At 71.6% G+C, this 19650-nt stretch carries 15 protein-coding genes, 2 tRNA genes and 1 pseudogene; 11 read left to right on the plus strand and 7 right to left on the minus strand.

Features of this window, described 5'->3' with window-relative positions; all coding sequences use genetic code 11:
* Positions 1-348 precede the first annotated feature (348 nt).
* Entirely contained in the window at positions 349-1926 is a 1578-nt protein-coding gene (gene cimA, locus Raf01_RS08705) for a citramalate synthase (protein ID WP_203917233.1), read from the plus strand.
* Here the strand turns inward: cimA and Raf01_RS08710 are convergent.
* The gene (locus tag Raf01_RS08710) at positions 1899-2888 is read right to left on the minus strand and encodes an endonuclease/exonuclease/phosphatase family protein (RefSeq protein WP_203917234.1); all 990 of its coding nucleotides are present in this window, start codon (positions 2886-2888) and stop codon (positions 1899-1901) included. The two genes, cimA and Raf01_RS08710, sit on opposite strands and share 28 nt — an antisense overlap.
* A gap of 53 nt (positions 2889-2941) precedes the next feature.
* Here Raf01_RS08710 and Raf01_RS08715 point away from each other — a divergent pair, with 53 nt between their 5' ends.
* Complete coding sequence (locus tag Raf01_RS08715) at positions 2942-3799, plus strand: DUF1345 domain-containing protein (protein ID WP_239133468.1); 858 nt, start codon at positions 2942-2944, stop codon at positions 3797-3799.
* 39 nt (positions 3800-3838) lie between these two features.
* Here the strand turns inward: Raf01_RS08715 and Raf01_RS08720 are convergent, their stop codons facing one another.
* Positions 3839-4699: a 3-methyladenine DNA glycosylase gene (locus tag Raf01_RS08720; protein ID WP_203917236.1), complete on the minus strand. Its 861-nt coding sequence runs from the start codon at positions 4697-4699 to the stop codon at positions 3839-3841.
* Positions 4700-4806: 107 nt separating this feature from the next.
* On the opposite strand from Raf01_RS08720, the gene Raf01_RS08725 reads away from it, so the two are divergent.
* The 3 genes from Raf01_RS08725 to Raf01_RS08735 all read left to right on the plus strand — a co-directional run bounded on the left by Raf01_RS08725 (position 4807) and on the right by Raf01_RS08735 (position 5828).
* Positions 4807-5595, plus strand: a complete 789-nt coding sequence (locus tag Raf01_RS08725) for a fumarylacetoacetate hydrolase family protein (protein ID WP_203917237.1) — start codon at positions 4807-4809, stop codon at positions 5593-5595.
* Positions 5596-5664: 69 nt separating this feature from the next.
* Positions 5665-5736, plus strand: a tRNA-Gln gene (locus Raf01_RS08730).
* Positions 5737-5752: 16 nt separating this feature from the next.
* Positions 5753-5828 (plus strand) — tRNA-Glu (locus Raf01_RS08735).
* A gap of 258 nt (positions 5829-6086) precedes the next feature.
* On the opposite strand, the gene Raf01_RS08740 is transcribed toward Raf01_RS08735, so the two are convergent.
* On the minus strand, positions 6087-6773 hold the full coding sequence (locus tag Raf01_RS08740; RefSeq protein ID WP_203917392.1) for an IclR family transcriptional regulator: 687 nt from the start codon (positions 6771-6773) through the stop codon (positions 6087-6089).
* 49 nt (positions 6774-6822) lie between these two features.
* Here Raf01_RS08740 and leuC point away from each other — a divergent pair, with 49 nt between their 5' ends.
* The 3 genes from leuC to Raf01_RS08755 all read left to right on the plus strand — a co-directional run bounded on the left by leuC (position 6823) and on the right by Raf01_RS08755 (position 9595).
* Positions 6823-8241 carry a 3-isopropylmalate dehydratase large subunit gene (gene leuC, locus Raf01_RS08745; RefSeq protein ID WP_203917238.1) on the plus strand — a complete coding sequence of 473 codons (1419 nt, stop codon included), beginning with the start codon at positions 6823-6825 and terminating at the stop codon, positions 8239-8241.
* 79 nt (positions 8242-8320) lie between these two features.
* Positions 8321-8911, plus strand: a complete 591-nt coding sequence (gene leuD, locus Raf01_RS08750; RefSeq protein WP_203917239.1) for a 3-isopropylmalate dehydratase small subunit — start codon at positions 8321-8323, stop codon at positions 8909-8911.
* A gap of 165 nt (positions 8912-9076) precedes the next feature.
* On the plus strand, positions 9077-9595 hold the full coding sequence (locus Raf01_RS08755; RefSeq protein WP_203917240.1) for an HU family DNA-binding protein: 519 nt from the start codon (positions 9077-9079) through the stop codon (positions 9593-9595).
* 63 nt (positions 9596-9658) lie between these two features.
* Here Raf01_RS08755 and Raf01_RS08760 read toward each other — a convergent pair whose 3' ends face one another.
* The 4 genes and pseudogenes from Raf01_RS08760 to cofC form a co-directional block, all read right to left on the minus strand.
* Positions 9659-10564, minus strand: coding sequence for an NUDIX hydrolase (locus Raf01_RS08760; protein ID WP_239133469.1), 906 nt, complete (start codon positions 10562-10564; stop codon positions 9659-9661).
* Positions 10552-12078 carry a CYTH and CHAD domain-containing protein gene (locus tag Raf01_RS08765; protein WP_203917241.1) on the minus strand — a complete coding sequence of 509 codons (1527 nt, stop codon included), beginning with the start codon at positions 12076-12078 and terminating at the stop codon, positions 10552-10554. The genes Raf01_RS08760 and Raf01_RS08765 overlap by 13 nt, the downstream gene beginning before the upstream one ends.
* Before the next feature lie 244 nt (positions 12079-12322).
* Positions 12323-14611, minus strand: coding sequence for an RNA degradosome polyphosphate kinase (locus Raf01_RS08770; RefSeq protein WP_203917394.1), 2289 nt, complete (start codon positions 14609-14611; stop codon positions 12323-12325).
* A gap of 1134 nt (positions 14612-15745) precedes the next feature.
* A pseudogene (cofC, locus tag Raf01_RS08775) lies at positions 15746-16342 on the minus strand (2-phospho-L-lactate guanylyltransferase); the annotation flags it as partial.
* 339 nt (positions 16343-16681) lie between these two features.
* Between cofC and Raf01_RS08780 the strand changes: the two are divergent.
* The 3 genes from Raf01_RS08780 (at position 16682) to Raf01_RS08790 (ending at position 19581) form a co-directional block, all read left to right on the plus strand.
* The gene (locus tag Raf01_RS08780) at positions 16682-17365 is read left to right on the plus strand and encodes a lysophospholipid acyltransferase family protein (protein ID WP_203917395.1); all 684 of its coding nucleotides are present in this window, start codon (positions 16682-16684) and stop codon (positions 17363-17365) included.
* Positions 17362-18357: an NAD(P)H-dependent glycerol-3-phosphate dehydrogenase gene (locus tag Raf01_RS08785; protein ID WP_203917243.1), complete on the plus strand. Its 996-nt coding sequence runs from the start codon at positions 17362-17364 to the stop codon at positions 18355-18357. Before Raf01_RS08780 ends, Raf01_RS08785 begins: the two co-directional genes overlap by 4 nt.
* A gap of 81 nt (positions 18358-18438) precedes the next feature.
* Positions 18439-19581, plus strand: coding sequence for a cystathionine gamma-lyase (locus Raf01_RS08790; protein ID WP_203917244.1), 1143 nt, complete (start codon positions 18439-18441; stop codon positions 19579-19581).
* Positions 19582-19650 lie beyond the last annotated feature (69 nt).

The following is a 19650-nucleotide window of genomic DNA, read 5'->3' on the forward strand; positions in this document are numbered from 1 at the left end:
GACGGCTCGCGCCACCGGTCGGGTCGCGCGAGGGGTTGGTCTGAGCACATCATTCCGCTCGCCGCATGGGGACCGAGTCAGGGCTGCTGCGGTGTGAAGCCGATCACGGATTTGTCCACCATGTGGGAGAGTGCTTCCAAGTAACGGACAGCGGTGGCAGGCTACCGTACGTGACTTTGCGGTATTCCGTACTGATTATCGGCTAGCGCGCGCAGACTCCTCCTGCGCGCGCAGACCTCCCGCACCTCGGCGGGGGGTCTTTTTGTTGGGCCACGAACAGCTCAGCCCGGTCGCCCACCGGGACCGGCCGCCGCCAGAAACCGACCGTCAACCCACAGGAGGACTCCGATGACGTACCAGGTGTTCGACACGACACTGCGCGACGGGGCACAGCGCGAGGGCATCAGCTACTCGGTCGTGGACAAGCTCGCGGTGGCGCGGCTGCTCGACGAGTTGGGCGTGGGCTTCATCGAGGGGGGCTGGCCCGGCGCCATGCCCAAGGACACCGAGTTCTTCGAACGGGCGCGCAGCGAACTCGATCTCAAACACGCTGTACTCGTCGCGTTCGGCTCTACCCGCAAGGCCGGAGTCGCGGTGCGCGAGGACAAGCAGATCCAGGCGTTGCTGGACGCGCAGACCCCGGTGTTGTGCCTGGTCGCGAAGTCCGACATCCGGCACGTGACGCGGGCCCTGCGCACCACGGCGGAGGAAAACCTCGCGATGGTCCGGGACAGCGTCGAGTACCTGGTGTCCCAGGGGCGGCGGGTGTTCGTGGATTGTGAGCACTTCTTCGACGGGTACCGCTTCGATTCGGCGTACACCGCCAGCGTCGTGAGGACCGCGCTCGATGCCGGCGCCGAGCGCGTGGTCATGTGTGACACCAACGGTGGGATGCTGCCCTCGCAGATCACCGCGGCGGTCACCGGTCTCATGTCCGAACTCGGCGTGGACGGCGACCGGCTCGGCATCCACTGCCAGAACGACACCTCGTGCGCGGTGGCCAACACGGTCGCGGCGGTCGAGGCCGGAGTCACCCACTTCCAGTGCACGGCCAACGGGTACGGCGAGCGGCCCGGAAACGCCGACCTGTTCGCCGTGCTGGGCAACCTGCAACTCAAGCTCGGGCTGCCGGTCCTACCGGAGGGCTGCCTGGAGAAGATGGTTCGCGTTTCGCACGCCATCGCAGAGATCGCCAACATCGCCCCCGACACCCACCAGGCATACGTCGGGGCCGCCGCATTCGCCCACAAGGCGGGGCTGCACGCGAGCGCGATCAAGGTGGATCCGTTGCTCTACAACCACGTGGAGCCGTCGGTGGTCGGTAACGACATGCGGATCCTGGTCACCGAGATGGCCGGCCGGGCCAGCATCGAACTCAAGTCCCGTGAGTTGGGGCTCGATCTGGCCGGCCACCCGGAGGCACTGGCCCGGGTCACCGAGCAGGTCAAGGACCTGGAGGCGCACGGCTGGTCGTTCGAGGCCGCGGACGCCTCGTTCGAGTTGCTGGTCCGCTCGCAGCTGGCCGGGGGAGTCACCCGCCCGTTCACGCTGGAGTCGTACCGGGCCACGGTGGAACACCGGGAGGACGGGTCGGTGATCTCGGAGGCGACGGTGAAGGTACGGGTACGTGGCGAGCGGGTGATCGCCACGGCCGAGGGCAACGGCCCGGTCAACGCGCTGGACGAGGCGCTGCGGGTGGCGTTGCGCCGGCACTACCCGGCGCTGGCCGACTTCGAACTGGCCGACTACAAGGTACGCATCCTGGAAGGCACGCACGGCACGCAGGCGGTGACCCGGGTGCTGGTCGAGACGGCTGCGGCCGGCCGCGACTGGACCACGGTCGGGGTGCACGAGAACGTGGTGGAGGCGAGCTGGCACGCGCTCGTGGACGCGCTGACCTACGGGTTGGTTCCAGTGCCCGCGTAACGGTTGGACGCGGCCGGGTCCGGCAGGACGAGTTCGGCGAACAGCGGGCGGTGGTCGCTGCCCGGCAACGAGCAGACCACCACCGCCCGGATCCCGATGCGCCGGTCGGCCAGGACGTGGTCGAGCGTCACCCCGGGCATGCGCGTCCTGGGCAGCCCATGCCAGTACCCGCGCCAGGTCGGCGTGCCGCCCCGGCCCACCACGCTCGCCGCGTCCCGGTACCCGGACCGGATCAGCGCGCGCAGCGCCGCGTGGTCCAGCGTCGAGTTGAAGTCGCCGGCGAGGAGCCGTAGCGGACCGTCGGGCGTGGCCCGGTCCAGGGCGGCCTGCCCGGTGAGCCAGTACGCCAACTGGTGCGCCGCGTACGGTGCCGGTGGGTGCGCCGACTCGACGAGTACCGCCTGCCCGCCGGGCACCTCCAGAGTGCCCACGGTCGACCGGTACCCGCCGGCCCCGACCCTGGATCCGGTGGCCGTCAACGGATGCCGGCTGTAGAGCGCCGACCCGTGCCCGCCCGGCTGCGCGTCGACGACCCGGTACGGCAGCAGGCCGTCCAGCCCGGCAGCGGTCAGCTTCCGGGCGAACTCCGGCGTGTACTCCTGGATCGCGAGCGCATCGGGCCCGTGCTGCCCGACGAGGCCGACCAGGGCGTCCGGATCCGCCTGGCCGAGGAGCACGTTCGCGGTCAGTACCCGCAGAGCCACGCCCTCCCGGCGCTCCGGCCGGCCGACCATCCTGGGTACCACGCAGGCGGCCAGCACGACGGCCGTCGCCGCGGTGACCCCGGCGGCCCACCACCAGCCGGTCGCCAGCGCCAACGCCAACGGAACCACGGACGCGACCGCCGCGTACGGCGTGAACGCGATGCCGGTGACCATCAGCCACCCGCGTTCCAGGCCGAGCAGCCGGACCAGGGCCCACAGCGCGAATGGCGTGACGAGTACCCACACCACGATCGTCATGCGCTAACGGTAGCGAGCGGCGACAGGTGACGGGCGGGTACACAATGAGCGGCGTGATCCAACCGCCCGAGCACGAACACCGCGACAGCGACGCAGAGCCGGAACTCCAGGCGTTCGAGTCCGAACACGAGCGGGAGCACCTGCTCGACCACGGCAGGGAGGAGGCGCAGCACGCCGCGCTGAAGGTCCGGCTGGCCCGGCTGGAGCTGCTGGCCGGCCTCGGGAAGACCAACGCCGGGCGGGTGACGCACTACCTGCCGGCGTGGCTGCGCAAGACCCAGGGGGAGAACCGCTTCGCGGTGGCCACGGCGGTCCTGGTGGTCATCGCCCTCCAGGTGGCCATCGCGATAGAGCTGAGCCTCCACCCGGAGTACCTGGTGCCCGCGCTGGAGGTGGTGCTGCTCGTCCTGCTGTCGATCGGCAACCCGGTCCGGCTCAACCGCGAGTCCCCGCTGCTGCGGGCGGCCGGCCTGCTGCTGGTCACCGCCGCGAGCATCGCGGTCGCGTGGTCGGCCATGACGCTGGTATGGCGGCTGCTGCACGGCACCGCCACGAAGGATCCCGTCCACCTCCTGCTCACCGGCGGCGGGATCTGGCTGATGAACGTGATCGTGTTCGCGCTCTGGTACTGGGAACTCGACCGGGGCGGCCCGGCGGCCCGGGCCTCCGCCCGGAAAATCCACCCGGACTTCCTGTTCTCTCAGATGACCGTGCCGGAGCTGGTACGGCGGGACTGGGAGCCGGGCTTCGTGGACTATCTGTACCTGTCGTTCACCAACGCGACCGCGTTCAGCCCGACGGACACGCTCCCGCTGTCCCGATGGGCGAAGCTGGCCATGATGTTCCAGTCGCTGATATCCCTGGTGACGGTCGCGCTCGTGGTCGCCCGGGCGGTGAACATCCTCAAGTGACGGGGTTGGTCGGGCCAGCGTCCCGCAGGCAGGGGTCGGTCAGGCCAGGGCCTCGCAGGCCGCGATGAGCCGGGCCCGAAGGCCAGCCGTGCGCTGTGCCGCCTCGCGCTGACGGGCCACGTACTCGGCCTTCCCCTCCGGGGTCTCGATCGCCACCGGCTGATGGCCGTACCCGGACACGTCGTACGGCGACGCCCGCATGTCCAGCAGCCGGATCTCGGCGGCCAGCTCGAAGCAGTCCAGGAGCAGGTCGCCCGGAACCGCCGGCCCCAGCTTCATCGCCCACTTGTAGCAGTCCATCGCGACGTGCAGGCAGCCTGGCTGGTCGAACTCGACCTCGCGCGCCCGGGTCGGCTGGATCCGGTTCAGCGGCACCGCCTCCGGGGTGAAGAACCGGAAGGCATCGAAGTGGGCGCACCGGATCGGGGTGCTTTCCACGACGGCATCGGTGCCGGCCTGGCCCAGCCGGAGCGGCAGCGGGTGGCGGTGCTCCCGCTCCCGGTACACCATCGCCCACTCGTGCATGCCGAAGCAGCCCGTGAACGCCGGCTTCGCGGCCAGCGACCGGAGCAGGTCACGGATGAAGCGGACCGCTTCGCCCCGGTCGGCCAGGAACTGGTCGATGTCGAGGCTCACCCGGCCGCCGTCGTCCGTCCGGTACCAGCGCCAGGCCGCCTGCTCGGCCGGTCCGTCCGCCGCCGGCCCGAGGCTCACCCCGGCGCCCGGGTGCCACCGGCGCAGCCGGGCGGGCCTCGTGCCGTAGTAGTCGAACATGAAGTCCTCGATCGCGTGCCGCTCGCCGGCCGCCCGCCGGTCGCGGTGCGCGGCGGTCAGGGAGTCGGCCCGCCGGGCGTGCTCCCGCGCCAGCGGCTGCCAATCCGCGGCGGCCAGCGTCCTCATGGCGCCGGCCGCCCGTGCGCGGCGCGGTGCCCGTGCCGCCCGGACTCGAGTACCCCTTTGGTCACACCCGCCATTGTGGCTCGCCGCGGTCCGGCTAGATTGGGGGCGTGCGGATCGCTCGTTTTGTGCATGCCAAGGGCCTGTCATTCGGTGCCGTCGAGGGCGAGGCCGACGCCGGCCCCGAGGCGCTGACCGTCGCCGAGATCGACGGCCACCCCTTCGGGGAGCTGCGGTTCACCGGCGAACGCTGGGCGGTCGCCGACGTCCGGCTGCTCTCGCCGATCCTGCCCAGCAAGGTGGTGTGTGTCGGACGCAACTACGCCGAGCACGCGGCCGAGCACGGGGCGGACGTCCCCAAGGAGCCATTGCTGTTCCTGAAACCGACGACGTCGGTCATCGGGGCGAACGATGTGATCCGGCTCCCTCCGCAGTCCAAGCAGGTCGAGCACGAGGCGGAGCTGGCGGTCGTGATCGGGGCGGCCGGTGCGCGGCGGGTCGACCGGGCCGGGGGCGCGGCGGCGGTCTTCGGGTACACCTGCGCCAACGACGTCACGGCGCGCGACCTGCAGCGGCAGGACGGCCAGTGGACCCGGGCGAAGGGCTTCGACTCGTTCTGCCCGATCGGCCCGTGGATCACCACGGATGCGGCGGTGGACGACGTCGAGGTGCGCTGCGAGGTCAATGAGGAGGTCCGCCAGCTGGGCCGGACCAAAGACATGATCTTCGACGTACCCACCCTGGTGTCCTATGTGTCGCACATCATGACGCTGCTCCCGGGTGATGTGATTTTGACGGGTACGCCGGCCGGAGTCAGCCCGATCGTCGCCGGGGACACCGTGACGGTGTCGATCGGCGGGCTCGGAGTGCTGGCCAACCGGGTTGCGACACTCGACTGACCGGATCCGATTTGGCTCGCCTATGAGCGTCAGGTAGAGTCTTCTTCCGGCGCCGGACAACGGTGCCGGTGGGGTATGGGGTAATTGGCAGCCCAACTGATTCTGGTTCAGTTAGTCTAGGTTCGAGTCCTGGTACCCCAGCCCGCAAGACAGTCTTGGCCCCGTCGTCTAGTGGCCCAGGACGCCGCCCTCTCAAGGCGGTAGCGCCGGTTCGAATCCGGTCGGGGCTACCAAGTTTTGGTACAGAAATCGCCTTCCCAGCAGGGGAGGCGATTTGTGTTTGTGGCCGCATGTGTTTGTGGCCGTTCCGGTGCTCGTGGCCGCGCCTGTTCGTGGCCGTGCTTGTGTTTGGGGCCCTGCTTGGGTTGGGGCCACGCGCCGACCGGCCGGGCTGGCTCCGGCGGGCGGCCCGTAGGCGACTTCGCGCCGCCGGCCGGGTACGAGTCGTTGCTCGTGCGTCGGCCGTGCGGCGCGATCGGTCGTCGTCGGTCCTACAGTCCGGACAGCCGCTGCCCCGCGCGGACCACCGCCATCGCGTGCCGCTCGCCGGGGCGGCGCCCCAGCCGTTCGATCGGCCCGGACACACTGATCGCGGCGATCACCCGGCCGGTGCGGTCCCGGATCGGCGCTGAGACGCTGGCCACCCCCAGCTCACGCTCGGCGACGCTCTGGGCCCAGCCGCGCCGGCGAATCTCGGCCAGCGTGCGGCCGGTGAACTTGCACCGGGGCAGCAGCGGCATGACCGCCTCCGGCGGTTCCCAGGCCAGCAGCACCTGGGCCGCAGAGCCCGCCGTCATCGGTAGCACCGCACCGATCGGTACCGTGTCGCGCAGCCCGCTGGCCCGCTCGGCCGCGGCCACGCAGATGCGCTCGTCCGCCCGGCGAAGGTAGAGCTGGGCGCTTTCGCCCGTCGCGTCGCGCAGCGCGGTGAGCATCGGTTCGGCCGCGGTCAACAGGACATCGGGTGCCGCGTTGGCCAGCTCGCCCAGTCGCGGGCCGGGACGCCAGCGCCCCTGCTGGTCGCGCACCAGTAGACGGTGGATCTCCAGTGCCTGAGCCAGGCGATGGGCGGTGGCCCGTGGCAGCTTGGTCCGCTCGACGAGTTCGGCCAGGCTGGCGCCGTCTACGCAGGCGGCCAGTATGACGACCGCCTTGTCGAGAACGCCGACACCGCTCATACTGTGTCCCATAAGGCGAAACATACCTCCCAAACTTTAGGATGTCCAGATGGTGGGAGTACCCGACGGAACACCGCGGACCCTGGCCGAAAAGGTCTGGGACGCACACGTAGTCCGGTCCGCGCAGGGCGAGCCGGACCTGCTCTACATCGACCTGCATCTGGTCCATGAGGTGACCAGCCCGCAGGCGTTCGACGGACTGAGGATGGCCGGCCGGCCGGTCCGCAGGCCGGATCTGACGATCGCGACCGAAGACCACAACACGCCGACCGACAACCTGCTGACCATCGCCGATCCCGTGTCACGGACGCAGATCGAAACGCTCCGCAAGAACTGCGCCGAATTCGGAATCAAGCTGCACTCGCTCGGCGACGCCCAACAGGGGGTCGTGCACGTGCTCGGTCCGCAGATCGGACTCACCCAGCCGGGCATGACCATCGTGTGCGGCGACTCGCACACGTCCACCCACGGCGCCTTCGGCGCGCTGGCCTTCGGCATCGGGACGAGCGAGGTCGAGCACGTGCTCGCGACCCAGACGCTGCCCCAGGCGCGGCCGAAGACCATGGCTGTCAACGTTGTCGGCGAGCTGGCCGAGGGGGTGACCGCCAAGGACCTGATCCTGGCGCTGATCACTCAGGTCGGCACCGGCGGCGGGCGCGGACACATCGTGGAGTACCGGGGCGAGGCGATCCGCAAGCTCTCCATGGAGGGCCGGATGACCGTCTCCAACATGTCGATCGAGTGGGGTGCCCGGGCCGGCATGGTCGCGCCGGACGAGACCACCTTCGCGTACCTCGCCGGCCGCGAGTACGCGCCGAAGGGCGAGGCGTGGGACGAGGCCGTGGCGTACTGGCGGACGCTGGCCACCGACGAGGGGGCCACCTTCGACACCGAAGTGACGCTGGACGCCAGCGCTATCACGCCGTTCGTCACCTGGGGCACGAACCCGGGACAGGGCGCGCCGCTGTCGGCCCGGGTGCCGGATCCGGCCGACTTCGGAAGTGAGGCGGAGCGCAACGCGGCGACGCGGGCTCTGGACTACATGGCGCTGACGCCGGGCACGCCGCTGCGGGAGGTGCCGATCGACGTGGTGTTCGTCGGCTCGTGCACCAACGGGCGGCTGGAGGACCTGCGGGCGGCGGCCAACGTGCTGCGTGGCCGCAAGGTGGCCGGCGGGGTCCGGATGCTGGTCGTACCGGGCTCCGCGGCGGTACGGGCGGCGGCCGAGGAGGAGGGCCTGAACGAGGTCTTCACCGAGGCCGGCGCGGAGTGGCGGTTCGCCGGCTGCTCGATGTGCCTGGGCATGAACCCGGACATCCTCGAGCCCGGCCAGCGTTCCGCGTCCACGTCCAACCGCAACTTCGAGGGCCGGCAGGGCAAGGGCGGGCGCACTCACCTGGTCTCGCCGTCCGTCGCCGCCGCGACCGCGGTCCTCGGTCACCTGGCCGCGCCGACCGACCTGAACTGAGTACGCCGATCCGGGCGCGGCGCGCCGATCCGGCCACCGGGCCGGGGCAGCGCCGTCCGGCGGCTTCTTTGGAGGAATTATGGAAAAGTTCACCGTCCACACAGGTACGGCCGTTCCGCTGCGCCGGTCCAACGTGGACACCGATCAGATCATTCCGGCGGTGTACCTGAAGCGGGTCACCCGCACCGGGTTCGAGGACGGGCTCTTCCGCTCGTGGCGGGACGCCGATCCGGCATTCGTTCTCAACGATCAAAGATATTCGGGGGCATCGATTCTCGTTGCTGGGCCTGAGTTCGGCACGGGGTCATCGCGTGAACACGCCGTGTGGGCGCTGCGCGACTGGGGCTTCGCGGCGGTCCTCGCGCCGCGTTTCGGCGACATCTTCCGCGGCAACGCGCTCAAGGAAGGGCTCCTGCCGGTCGAGCTTGAATTGACAGTCATCGAAATGTTGTGGGACGCGGTGGAGTCGGATCCGAGCCTTGCGGTGACTGTCGACCTCGGTGCTCGTGAAGTCCGCGCAGGCGACCTGACCTGCTCCTTTCCCCTTGACGACTTCAGTCGTTGGCGGTTGATGGAGGGGCTGGACGACATCGGTTTGACGCTGCGGCACGAGGCTGCGATCGGCGAGTACGAGACGTCGAGGCTGCGCTTCAAGCCCGCCGTCGCCTAGCCCGCGAACCCCTGGAACTCCCCCGGTTGCTCAGCCGACCGGGGGAGTTTCCGTTACGACACAACGGCTTTTTTCTGCCAGATGTTTGTGCTTTTGGCGCGAAGGGCATACCGTGCGCGCAGAATGGCCGCATTGAGGCCAACAATGTGTACGGGAGGGAATGTCGTGAACAAGGCCGAGCTCATCGATGCGCTCGCGGTCCGCTTGGGGGACAAGAAGTCGGCGGCCTCGGCGCTCGACGCGGTACTCGCTGAGATCCAGTCGGCGGTCACCAAGGGCGACAAGGTGGCGATCACCGGCTTCGGTGTCTTCGAAAAGCGGGTGCGCGCCGCGCGTACCGCTCGCAATCCGCGGACCGGCGAGAGCGTCAAGGTGAAGAAGACCTCCGTACCGGCGTTCCGCGCCGGTGCGAGCTTCAAGGACCAGGTGGCCAGCGGCAAGGTGCCGCGGGCGGCTTCGGCGGCGAAGAAGACCACCGGACCGGCGAAGAAGGCTGCCACCAAGGCGACCACCGGACGGGCCACCGCTACGAAGACGGCAACCAAGGCACCGGCAAAGACGGCGGCCGCTAAGAAGACTGCCGCCAAGACCACGCGTGCCGCGTCGACCACCGCTCGCAAGACGGCTACGGCGCCGGCCAAGACCGCCGCGGCCAAGAAGGCCCCGGCGCGCAAGGCTCGCTGAGCCCGCGCAACCTTCAGCCCCAAAGCGAAGGCGCCCGTCACGGCGACGGGCGCCTTCGGCGCGTCACGGGCCGGGAGTCAGAGGTACCAGCGGATCCGCGGCCACCGCGTCGGTGCCGGCGAACGCCAACAGCCAGCCGGTGCCCTTCGGGGTGTCGTATGCCTCGATCGCGGTGGTGTTGGCGGGCCGCAGCGCGGACAGCGTGGGCGGGATCACCTTGCCCTGACTGCACACCACGGCCGGAGTCGCCTCCCGGGCCAGCGCCAGCAACGCTTCCACCGCACCCGGGATGCCTTCGGCGGACCCTTCGTCGAAGGCCCGGCACACGGCCACCGGCGGCCCCAGGCCGTCCACAGTGTCCCGACAGCGCCGGGGGGTGGCCGAGACTACCCGGACCGGCTCGAACGCCCTCAGCAGCGGAGTGAGGGCGGCCGTCTGCCGTACTCCGAGCGAATCCAGCGGCCGCAGCTCGTCGGTCCCGTGCCAGGCGTGCCGCGACCCGGCATGCGCGTGGCGGACCAGCACCACCTCGCCGGTGACCCTGGGCAGCGCGGCGAACGCGGCCACCACACCGCGGTCGTGCGCGTACGTCAGCAGGGACTGGGCGCGGGTCACCGGCACCCAGCGCACCTCGGCCACCTCGTGATCCGGTTCCCGGCCGTGGTCCGCGCGTACCCGCATGGACCAGAAGTCCACCGCCTTGTCCACGCCCGGTTCCCCGGTCAGGTACCCGATCGTGGGGAGCCGTACCTGCGGGACGCCCTCGATCCCGGTCTCTTCCCAGACTTCCCGTACGGCGGCCAGCACCGGGTGCTCGTCCGGCTCCAGCTTTCCCTTGGGCAGCGTCCAGTCGTCGTACCGTGGCCGGTGCACCAGGACGATCTCGACGTCGCCGCGCGCGGTCTCCCGCCACACCACGCCGCCGGCCGCCCGTACCGTGCCCTCGGGCCGCCCGCTCACCGCAGCCACTCGCGGGGCTCCAGTCGGCTGGCCGCCGCCCACGTCTCCGGGAACCGGGCCCGCACCTCGCGGACCACGCCGCGCTCCCGCTCCACGAGCCGCCCCGCGGCCACCGCCAGGCGGTGGTCGTCCGGGTGCGCCTCGGCAATCGCCAACCACGTGTCGGCCGCGATGACCGCGTCCTGATGCTCGCCCAGCAACTCCTGCACCTCACCGATTCTCCGGGCCAGGCTCGTCGCGTTACCGCCAAGTACGGCGGCCACGGCCTCGGTCGCGTACCGGGCCCGCTTGGCCCGGATCCGGACGTCGTGCCACTCCTCGTCGGGGCCCAGCGGGTCGAGCGATCCGGCAGCGACCGTCCCGGCAGACCCGTCGGCCAGCCGGCGCCACGGCTTCCCGGCAAGGCGGGGCAGCAGATCCCGGGCCGTGTCGGCGGCGACGCCGGCCAGCCGGGGCGCCGCGGCCGCGTCGACGAGGCGGTCCAGCAGAGCCAGGTACCGTTTCCCGCTCATCGCTTCGGCGAGAGCGGCCAGCGCGGCCGAGTGTCGGGCTTCCAGTTCCGCGTCGAACCTGGCGACCGCGTCCGGATCTAGCGGCGACAGCGGATCCCGGGCGGCGGTGCGGCGCAGCCGAGCGCGCAGCACCTCGACATCGCGGGCACCGCCGAGCGCTTCGGCGATCCAGGACAGTTCGGCGCGCAGCCGGTCTGCCCAGTCCGGGTCGAGCAACGGCCGGAAGGTACGCAGGTCGGTGCGCAGCCGCCGGCAGCCGACCCGCATCTGGTGTACCGCGGTGTCCCCGTCCGGCAGCGGTGTGCCGAGCCGGACCAGGGGATCGTGGGCGAGCATGCGACCGATGTCGGCCCGGATCGCCTCGGTCACCACCTGTCCGGCGTCCGCGCCGGGTGGCAGCGTCCCGGCTGGCGGCGTGAGATCGGCCGGCCCGGTGGCGTTCAGCGCCCGCACGTGCTTCGGCAGGAACTGGCCGGACACCGCCCCGGCGGCGGTGAGCACGTCGGCGACCCGGCCGAGCAGCTTGCTCCCGCCCTCGTGGCGCTCGACCTCGATCTCCCGGAACTTGCGGCGGACCGACCCGCCCTCCATCACCGCGACCAGGTCGTCGTCCAGCTCGGCGAGCAGTTCGCCGGCGCGGTCACGCAGCTCGTACACCTGCCTGGTGGTGTCCAACACGGCCGCCGCCGACAGCGCCGCGCCCCGGACGTACGCGGTGACCAGCCCGGCCAGCTCCTCCGGGATGGTGTCGGACGGGCCGGTACGGGAGATCTCGTGGCGTATCCCCGGCACCCCCGTGGGCAACTTCACCGTCCACGGTTTCTCGTCCCCGCGCCGGAAGCGCAGTGAAGCCCCGGCGCGGGCGAGCCGCAGGTCATCGGTGTCGTAGTAGGTCGCGCGCAGCGAGACGGACGGGCGCGGCACGACCTGGGCACGGGCCGGGAGCGCCTCGGTCAGGTCCGGCAGGACGAACTGCGGATCGACGTCGAACTTGCGCTCCTCCTCCAACATCCTGGCAGCCTAGCCCCTTCCGGGCGGCTTTCGACCGGTTGCGCGCCGGCCCAATCCGCCCGGATCCGCGCTCAGTCGGTGCGGCCGTGGACTGTGCTCGCCTCCGCCACAACCCGGCTCCGGCTGCGCTCAGTCGGTGGCCTTGTGGACTGTGCTCGCCTCCGCCACAACCCGGCTCCGGCTGCGCTCAGTGGTCTCCTTGTGGACTGTGCTCGCCTCCGCCACAACCCGGCTCCGGCTGCGCTCAGTCGGTGCGGTCGATCACGCGGTGCAGCAACGCACTCTGCAGGTGCTCCGAGTGCCGGCTCCCGTCCCGCGACTGCCCGCTGCGTAGCCACCAGCTGCCGTCCGGTCCCAGCTCGAACGCGGTGATCTCCTCGCTCATCGACAGGTCCAGCACCTCGGTCAGCTCCGCCTTGCTCGCCGGGTCAGTGACCCGGACCAGCGCCTCCACCCGGCGCTCCAGGTTGCGGTGCATGAGGTCGGACGAGCCGAGCCACATCTCGGGATCGCCGTCGTTGCCGAACCGGAAGACTCGCGAGTGCTCCAGGAACCGGCCGAGGATCGAGCGCACCCGGATGCCCTCCGACAGGCCCGGTACCCCCGGACGCAGCGTGCAGATGCTGCGCACCACGAGATCGATGCGCACACCGGCCTGGCTGGCCCGGTACAGCGCGTCGACGACCTCCTCGTCGACGAGCGAGTTCACCTTGATCTGTACCAGCGCCGGGCGTCCCTCCGCCGCGAACTTGGCCTCGCGTTCGATCCGTTCGACGATCCCGCTCCGGACCCCGTGCGGTGCCACCAGCAGCCGCCGGTACGCGGTCTGCCGGCTGTACCCAGTCAGCACGTTGAACAGGTCGGTCAGGTCGGCACCGACCTCCGGATCAGCGGTGAGCAGCCCGAAATCCTCGTAGAGCCGGGCCGTCTTCGGGTGGTAGTTGCCGGTCCCGATGTGCGCGTACCGGCGGATCTGGTTGCCCTCCTGACGAACCACCAGCGCCGTCTTGCAGTGTGTCTTGAGTCCCACCAGGCCGTACGCCACGTGGCAGCCGGCCCGTTCCAGCTTGCGCGCCCAGCCGATGTTGGCCACCTCGTCGAACCGGGCCTGGATCTCGACCAGTACCACCACCTGCTTGCCGGCCTCGGCGGCGTCGATCAGCGCGTCGACCACCGGCGAGTCGCCGCTGGTGCGGTACAGGGTCTGCTTGATGGCCAGCACGTTCGGGTCGGCGGCGGCCTGTTCGATGAAGCGCTGCACGCTGGTGGAGAACGAGTGGTACGGGTGGTGTACCAGGATGTCGCCGTCGCGCAGGGTCGCGAACACGCTGCGCGGCGTCTCGCCCTCAACGAAGCGCGGGTGGGTCGCCGGTACGAAAGGGCGGTCCTTGAGGTCCGGCCGGTCCACCCCCTCGTACACCTGCCACAGCGCGGACAGGTCGAGCAGCCCCGGTACCCGCAGCACGTCGTGACCGTCCATGTCCAGTTCACGGACCAACAGCTCCAGGACGTGGTCGGAGACGGTCGACGCGACCTCCAGCCGGACCGGCGGACCGAACCGGCGCCTGGCCAGCTCCCGCTCCAGCGCCTGGAGCAGGTCCTCGTCGCGGTCGTCCTCCACTTCCAGCTCCGCGTTGCGGGTCACCCGGAACAGGTGGTGCTCCAGGATCTGCATCCCGGGGAACAACTGGCCCAGGTGCGCGGCGATCAGGTCTTCGACGGGCAGGAACCGGTAGCGCCGAGCGGACTCCACGGTCACCAGTCGGGGCACATTGTTGGGCACCTTGACCCGGGCGAACAGCTCCGGCCCGCCGCCCGGGTCCCGGACCACCACGGCGAGGTTCAGCGACAGCCCGGAGATGTACGGGAACGGGTGCGCCGGGTCGACCGCCAGCGGGGTGAGTACCGGGAACACCTTGTCGCGGAAGTAGTCGCGCATCCGGTCCCGCTCGCCCGGATCGAGATCCGACCAGCGGACCAGGTGGATCCCCTCGGCGGCCAGAGCCGGCTGGATGTCGCTGGTGAACGAGCGAGCGTGGCGGCCGACCAGATCGGCGCTGCGCTCCGCGATCACCTCCAGTTGCTCCCTTGTGGACAGGCCGTCCACACTGCGGATCGGCAGGCCGGTCTGCAGCCTGCGCTTCAGGCCGGCGACCCGGACCATGTAGAACTCGTCCAGGTTGCTGGCGAAGATGGCGAGGAACTTGGCCCGTTCCAGCAGCCGGTTCATCGGATCTTCGGCCAGGGTCAGCACCCGGGCGTTGAAGTCCAGCCAGGACAGCTCGCGGTTGAGGTAGCGGTCGTCGGGCAGCGGTTCGGACAGCGGTGACGGAGCCTGATCCGGCGGCGGCATGCCGGGCTCGAACGCCTGCGGGGCGGGGTGCTCGGGTACGACCAGTTCGGGTCCGGACGCCTCGATCTCGACCGCTCCGGACCGGTCCGGGTCAACGCTTTCCGCCTCCGGGAGCGGCACCAGTTCACGCTGGATCTCAACGGCCCCGGGATCCTCGACCCCGCCACGAGGCGCCGCCATCCCGGCGGCGCTGTCCTCGGCGACACTGTCCTCGGCGGCGCTGTCGACGGCGGCGCTGTCGACGGCGGGGCTGTCCTCGCCGGCACCGTTCAGAGCGGCGCTACCCTCGCCGGCGCTGTCTACGGCGGCAGCGTCCACGGCGGGGCTGTCCTCGCCGGCACCGTCCGGCCCCTTCGTCGCCGGTCGCCGCACAGCCGGTTGCTTCGCCGCCGGTCGTTTCGCCGCTGCTCGCTGTGCCGCCGGCCTCGCCTCCGCGTCGCCGGTGGCCACAGCGGGCCGGGTCGCAGCCCTGGCCCGCCGCGTCGGCTTGGTCTCGGTGGCCTCGACGGCCGCGGCCGCTCCGGCGACCCGGGTGGTGGGGGTGGCCTCGGCGGTCCGATCCGTCTCGGCGACCGCGGCCTTCCGTCCGGTGGAGCGAGCCCGGGTGCCTTGTCCCGTGCCGGCCGCGGTTCGGGCCGGCGTGGCGCCATCCGCCGCCGCGCCCGCCCGGGTGGCCCGGCTGGCCGGCGTGGCGCCGTCGGTCGCCGTCGCGGCGCCTGCCCGAGTGGCCCGGCTGGCCGCCGTCGCCCCCTGGCGGGTGGATCTGGGCCGTGGGGCGGTTCCGGTCTCGGTGGTCGCGGAGTCCGTGCGCCGGGCAGGCTTCCGGGCCGGCGGCGGGTCCGTGGCCGCCGATCGCCGCGTGCGACCCGGGTCGGCGCCTCCGGATCCGGTACGTGCGGCCGGGTCGGAGACTTGGTCGGGGGCGGCTGCTCGGCGCTGGCGGGGCGGCGTGGGCGGATTGGGAGAGGCACTCACGTCGCAATCATGACCCGATCTGGGTGAACGTGAAACGGCCTTCGTGGAAAACTCGGGCAGCGCGTCGGAACGCGGTACGCGTCACCGCAGGGGGCCGGCACTCCCGGGCATCGTGACGAGCCCGAGCGCGGTCACCTCGCCGTCCCGGCGCTCCAGGCGTACCCGCTGGCCCGGCCGCAGCAGCCGCAGGCCGGACGCGTCGAACGCGGCCGCGGGGAACGGCAGCTCGGTGCCGTCGTCGAGCAGTACCGTGCCGGAGCGCCCGTCCGGGTCGTAGCTGGCCACCGTGCCCTGCATGCCAGAACGGTACCGCGACCCGCGCCCGGGTCGGGAACGGTAGAGCGCATCCGTTTGGGTACCGAGCCCGATCGCGGCCGCCACGGCCAGGTCCGCTCCGGTGTCCACGTCCTGGCGGAGGCTGGGCCACGGCCCGGCCAGCGTGGTGGCACCCGATCCGGCGTGTGCGGCCGCCGATCCGGGCCCGAACCGGGGATCCAGCAGGGAACCGTCCGGCGCGGCGAGCAGCGTGGTCCCGGTACCGGCGGCATCCGGTACGAACGAGCGCCGCCCGCCGGCCGCCGACAGCGCCGCGCTCAGTTCGGCCGGCCGTAGCGCGGGCAGGTCGCCCGCCAGCGCCACCACCGGAGCGTCGCCGGCCAACCGGGCGCCGTACGCGAACGCCGGGTTCAGCCCGGCCTCCGGGGCATCGGGCACCACCCGCGCGCCCAGCGCGCTGACCGCCCCGGCCACCGCCGGTGCGCTGGTCACGACCATGAGGTGCGCCACATCGGGGCAGGCCAGCACGGCGGCCACGGTGTCCTGCACCAGGGCGAGCACCAGCCGGTCGTGCGCCACTCCGGGCAACGCGCCACGCAGCCTCGTCTTGGCCGACTCGAGCCGCTTCACCGGCAGTACCGCAGACCACACCAACCCCACCGTCGCATTGTCCCTCCCGGCCTGCGACGGTCGGTCCTGGCGTTCCCGGCCGCTTGACCGCGACGCCGCGCCGACCGGCCCCGGACCGCTCGACCGCGGCACCTCCTCCGTCGTCGCCGGCGGTCCATGCCCGTCCTCGCCGTCGGTGGTCCGATGCCCGTCGGAGCCGCTGGCGGCCCGATGTCCTGGGCGCCGCTGGCGGTCGGGGGGACCCGCGCTGGCCAGCCGGTACCCGCGCCAGGCATGATGCGCTGATGGCGGCGCCGGACGGGCCGGCATTTCGCCGATGATCGAGGAGGAGCCGTGCGGCGCAGGCTCGGATTCTGGCGGGGACTGGCGATGGTCACCGTCAAGCCAGCCATGTTCGTGCTGACCAAACGGACCTGGTCGGGGCTGGAGCACATGCCCGACCAGGGCGGCGTCATCATCGCGGCCAACCACGTGTCCGAGGCCGATCCGCTGATCCTGGCCCATTTCGTCTTCGATGCCGGGCGTTGGCCGCAGTTCCTGGCCAAGTCCAGCCTCTTCAAGATCCCCCTGCTCGGCCCCTACCTGCGCGCGGTCAAGCAGATCCCGGTATACCGGGGCACCGCGGACGCGGTGAAGTCGCTGGACGCGGCCGCCGCCGCGCTCCAGGACGGCGAGGGAGTGATCATTTACCCGGAGGGTACGACGCCCAAATCCGGCGAGCTGTGGCCGCAGCGGGGCAAGACCGGGGTCGCCCGGCTGTTCCTGCGGACCGGGGCACCGGTGGTGCCGATCATCACCTGGGGGCCTCAGACGATCCTGGATCCCCGGACCCGGAAGGTCCGGCTGCGCCCGCGCACCCCGGTGACCGTGATCGCCGGACCGCCGATCGACCTCTCGAAGTGGAAGGGTGTCGAGCCGACGGCGGCCAACCTGTACGCGATCACCGACGAGATCATGACGGTACTGCGGGACATGCTGGCCGAGGTCCGCGGCGAGACGGCTCCGGAACAGCCAAGCGCCGCGAGGCGCACCGACGAGGGGAAGACGGCATGAAGCGGGCGGCCGTTCTCGGTGCCGGATCGTGGGGCACGCCGTTCGCCAAGTTGCTGGCCGACGCGGGTACCGAGGTGACGCTGTGGGCCCGCCGTCCCGAGGTGGCACAGGCCATCACCGCGACCGGGGCCAACCCCGACTACTTCCCCGACCTCCGGCTGCCCGACCTGGTCAGCGCGACCAGCGACCCGGCGCTCGCGTTGGCCGGCGCCGACCTGGTGGTGCTCGCCGTACCGTCGCAGACCCTGCGCGCCAACCTGGCTGGCTGGGCCGGGCTCATCGAGCCGGACGCCACCCTGGTCAGCCTGATGAAGGGCATCGAGCTGGGCACCACGAAGCGGATGACCGAGGTCATCGTGGAGACCGCCGGCGTCGATCCCGACCGGGTGGCGGTGCTGTCCGGGCCGAACCTGGCCGCGGAGATCGCCGCCGAGCAGCCGACCGCCTCGGTCATCGCCTGCCTGGACGCGGCCCGGGCGGCGGCCGTGCAGAAGGCCGTGGCGACCCCGTACTTCCGCCCGTACACCAACGACGACGTGGTCGGCTGCGAGCTCGGCGGCGCGGTGAAGAACGTGATCGCGCTCGCCTACGGGATGGCCACCGCGCTCGGCTTCGGGGACAACACGAAGGCCACGCTCATCACCCGCGGGCTGGCCGAGACCGCCCGGCTCGGCGTCCGGCTCGGTGCCGACCCGCTCACCTTCGCCGGCCTGGCCGGCCTCGGCGACCTGGTGGCCACGTGCGCGTCGCCGCTGTCGCGCAACCGGACCTTCGGCGAGCACCTGGGCCGCGGCGAGTCGCTGGAACAGGCGCAGGCCGCCACCCGGTCCACGGCCGAGGGAGTGAAGAGCTGCCTGGCGATCCGGGATCTGGCCCGCCGCCACGACGTCGAGATGCCCATTACCGAGCAGGTCGAACTGGTCTGCCACGAAGGCGCCGACCCGCGGGTGGCGGTCACCGCGCTGATGAGCCGGGAGACCAAGTCCGAGTAACCGGTACGCCCGGGAGGCGACCGCCCCCACATTTCCGCCGGGGCGATTCGACGGCCCGGTACGGCACGGAATGATGGTCGGATGACCTCGACCCAAGGCCCCGGTCGGAGCAGCGGCTTCGGCGACGGCACCGCTGCGGCGCATGCCGGCCTGCCCGAGCCCCAGCCGGGCCAACCGTTCCTGCCCGGCCCTGTGTTCGCCGCGCCGTACCACCTGGACCCGGAGTCCGGCCCGTCGGCGGCGGCCAACGGCTACGGGCGGGTCGACAACCCGACCTGGCGTGCCCTGGAGGCCGCGATCGGCGGTCTGGAGGGCGGAGACTGCGTGGTCTTCTCCTCGGGCATGGCGGCGATCTCGGCCGCCCTGCTGACCCACCTGGCCCCCGGCGACACGCTGGTGATGCCATCCGACGGGTACTACAAGGCCCGCGCGCTCGCGGCCAGGCTGCCCGGGGTGACCGTCCGCGAGGTACCCACCGCCGGCCCGTACCCGCCGTTCGACGAGGTACGGATGGTGCTGCTGGAGACGCCGGCCAACCCGGGCCTGGACGTGTGCGACATCGCCGAGCTGTCGGCTGCCGCGCACGCCGCCGGCGCGCTGCTCGCGGTCGACTCGACCACCGCCACCCCACTCGGCCAGCGGCCGCTGGAGTTGGGTGCTGACCTGGTGGTGGCCAGCGGCACCAAGGCGCTGACCGGGCACTCCGACGTCCTGCTCGGGTACGCCGTCGCCGCCCCCGAGCTGGCCGGCAGGTTGCGCGCCTGGCGGGACGACACCGGCGGGGTACCCGGCCCGTTCGAGGCGTGGCTGGCTCACCGCTCTCTGTCCACATTGGACCTCCGGCTCGGCCGCCAGTCGGCCAACGCGGCGGCGATCGCCCGGTTGCTGTCCGGACGGCCCGAGGTGCTGTCGGTCCGCTGGCCCGGCCTGCCCGGCGACCCGGCGCACGAGGTGGCCAGCCGGCAGATGCGCCGGATCCCGGGTGTGGTCACCTTCACCCTGCCGGACGCGGCGCACGCCACCCGGTTCTTGAACGCGGCGAAGCTGATCTACGCGGCGACCTCGTTCGGCGGCACGCACACCAGTGCCGATCGCCGCGCGCAATGGGGCGATCCTGTACCCGAGGGTTTGATCCGCCTGTCCTGTGGCATTGAGGACACCGAGGATCTGTTGCTCGACATCGACGCCGCGTTGAACGAGGCGCGGGGCGCGGCGGCCGGCTAAGCGGTCGGGACGGGATTCGTTCGCGTTCGCTCGCTCATGCGCCTTCGCCATGCCGCCACGCAGAGTAGG

It is taken from the genome of Rugosimonospora africana (assembly GCF_016862975.1).
Lineage (GTDB): Bacteria > Actinomycetota > Actinomycetes > Mycobacteriales > Micromonosporaceae > Rugosimonospora > Rugosimonospora africana.

What these genes read in the sequence shown, in the direction of transcription:
- leuC (WP_203917238.1), top strand. Translation starts at nt 6,823, where the DNA reads ATGGTGGGAGTACCCGACGGAACACCGCGGACCCTGGCCGAAAAGGTC.
- Raf01_RS08740 (WP_203917392.1), bottom strand. Translation starts at nt 6,773, where the DNA reads ATGAGCGGTGTCGGCGTTCTCGACAAGGCGGTCGTCATACTGGCCGCC.
- Raf01_RS08780 (WP_203917395.1), top strand. Translation starts at nt 16,682, where the DNA reads ATGGTCACCGTCAAGCCAGCCATGTTCGTGCTGACCAAACGGACCTGG.
- Raf01_RS08790 (WP_203917244.1), top strand. Translation starts at nt 18,439, where the DNA reads ATGACCTCGACCCAAGGCCCCGGTCGGAGCAGCGGCTTCGGCGACGGC.
- Raf01_RS08765 (WP_203917241.1), bottom strand. Translation starts at nt 12,078, where the DNA reads ATGTTGGAGGAGGAGCGCAAGTTCGACGTCGATCCGCAGTTCGTCCTG.
- Raf01_RS08720 (WP_203917236.1), bottom strand. Translation starts at nt 4,699, where the DNA reads ATGAGGACGCTGGCCGCCGCGGATTGGCAGCCGCTGGCGCGGGAGCAC.
- leuD (WP_203917239.1), top strand. Translation starts at nt 8,321, where the DNA reads ATGGAAAAGTTCACCGTCCACACAGGTACGGCCGTTCCGCTGCGCCGG.
- cimA (WP_203917233.1), top strand. Translation starts at nt 349, where the DNA reads ATGACGTACCAGGTGTTCGACACGACACTGCGCGACGGGGCACAGCGC.
- Raf01_RS08770 (WP_203917394.1), bottom strand. Translation starts at nt 14,611, where the DNA reads ATGGCGGCGCCTCGTGGCGGGGTCGAGGATCCCGGGGCCGTTGAGATC.
- Raf01_RS08710 (WP_203917234.1), bottom strand. Translation starts at nt 2,888, where the DNA reads ATGACGATCGTGGTGTGGGTACTCGTCACGCCATTCGCGCTGTGGGCC.
- Raf01_RS08785 (WP_203917243.1), top strand. Translation starts at nt 17,362, where the DNA reads ATGAAGCGGGCGGCCGTTCTCGGTGCCGGATCGTGGGGCACGCCGTTC.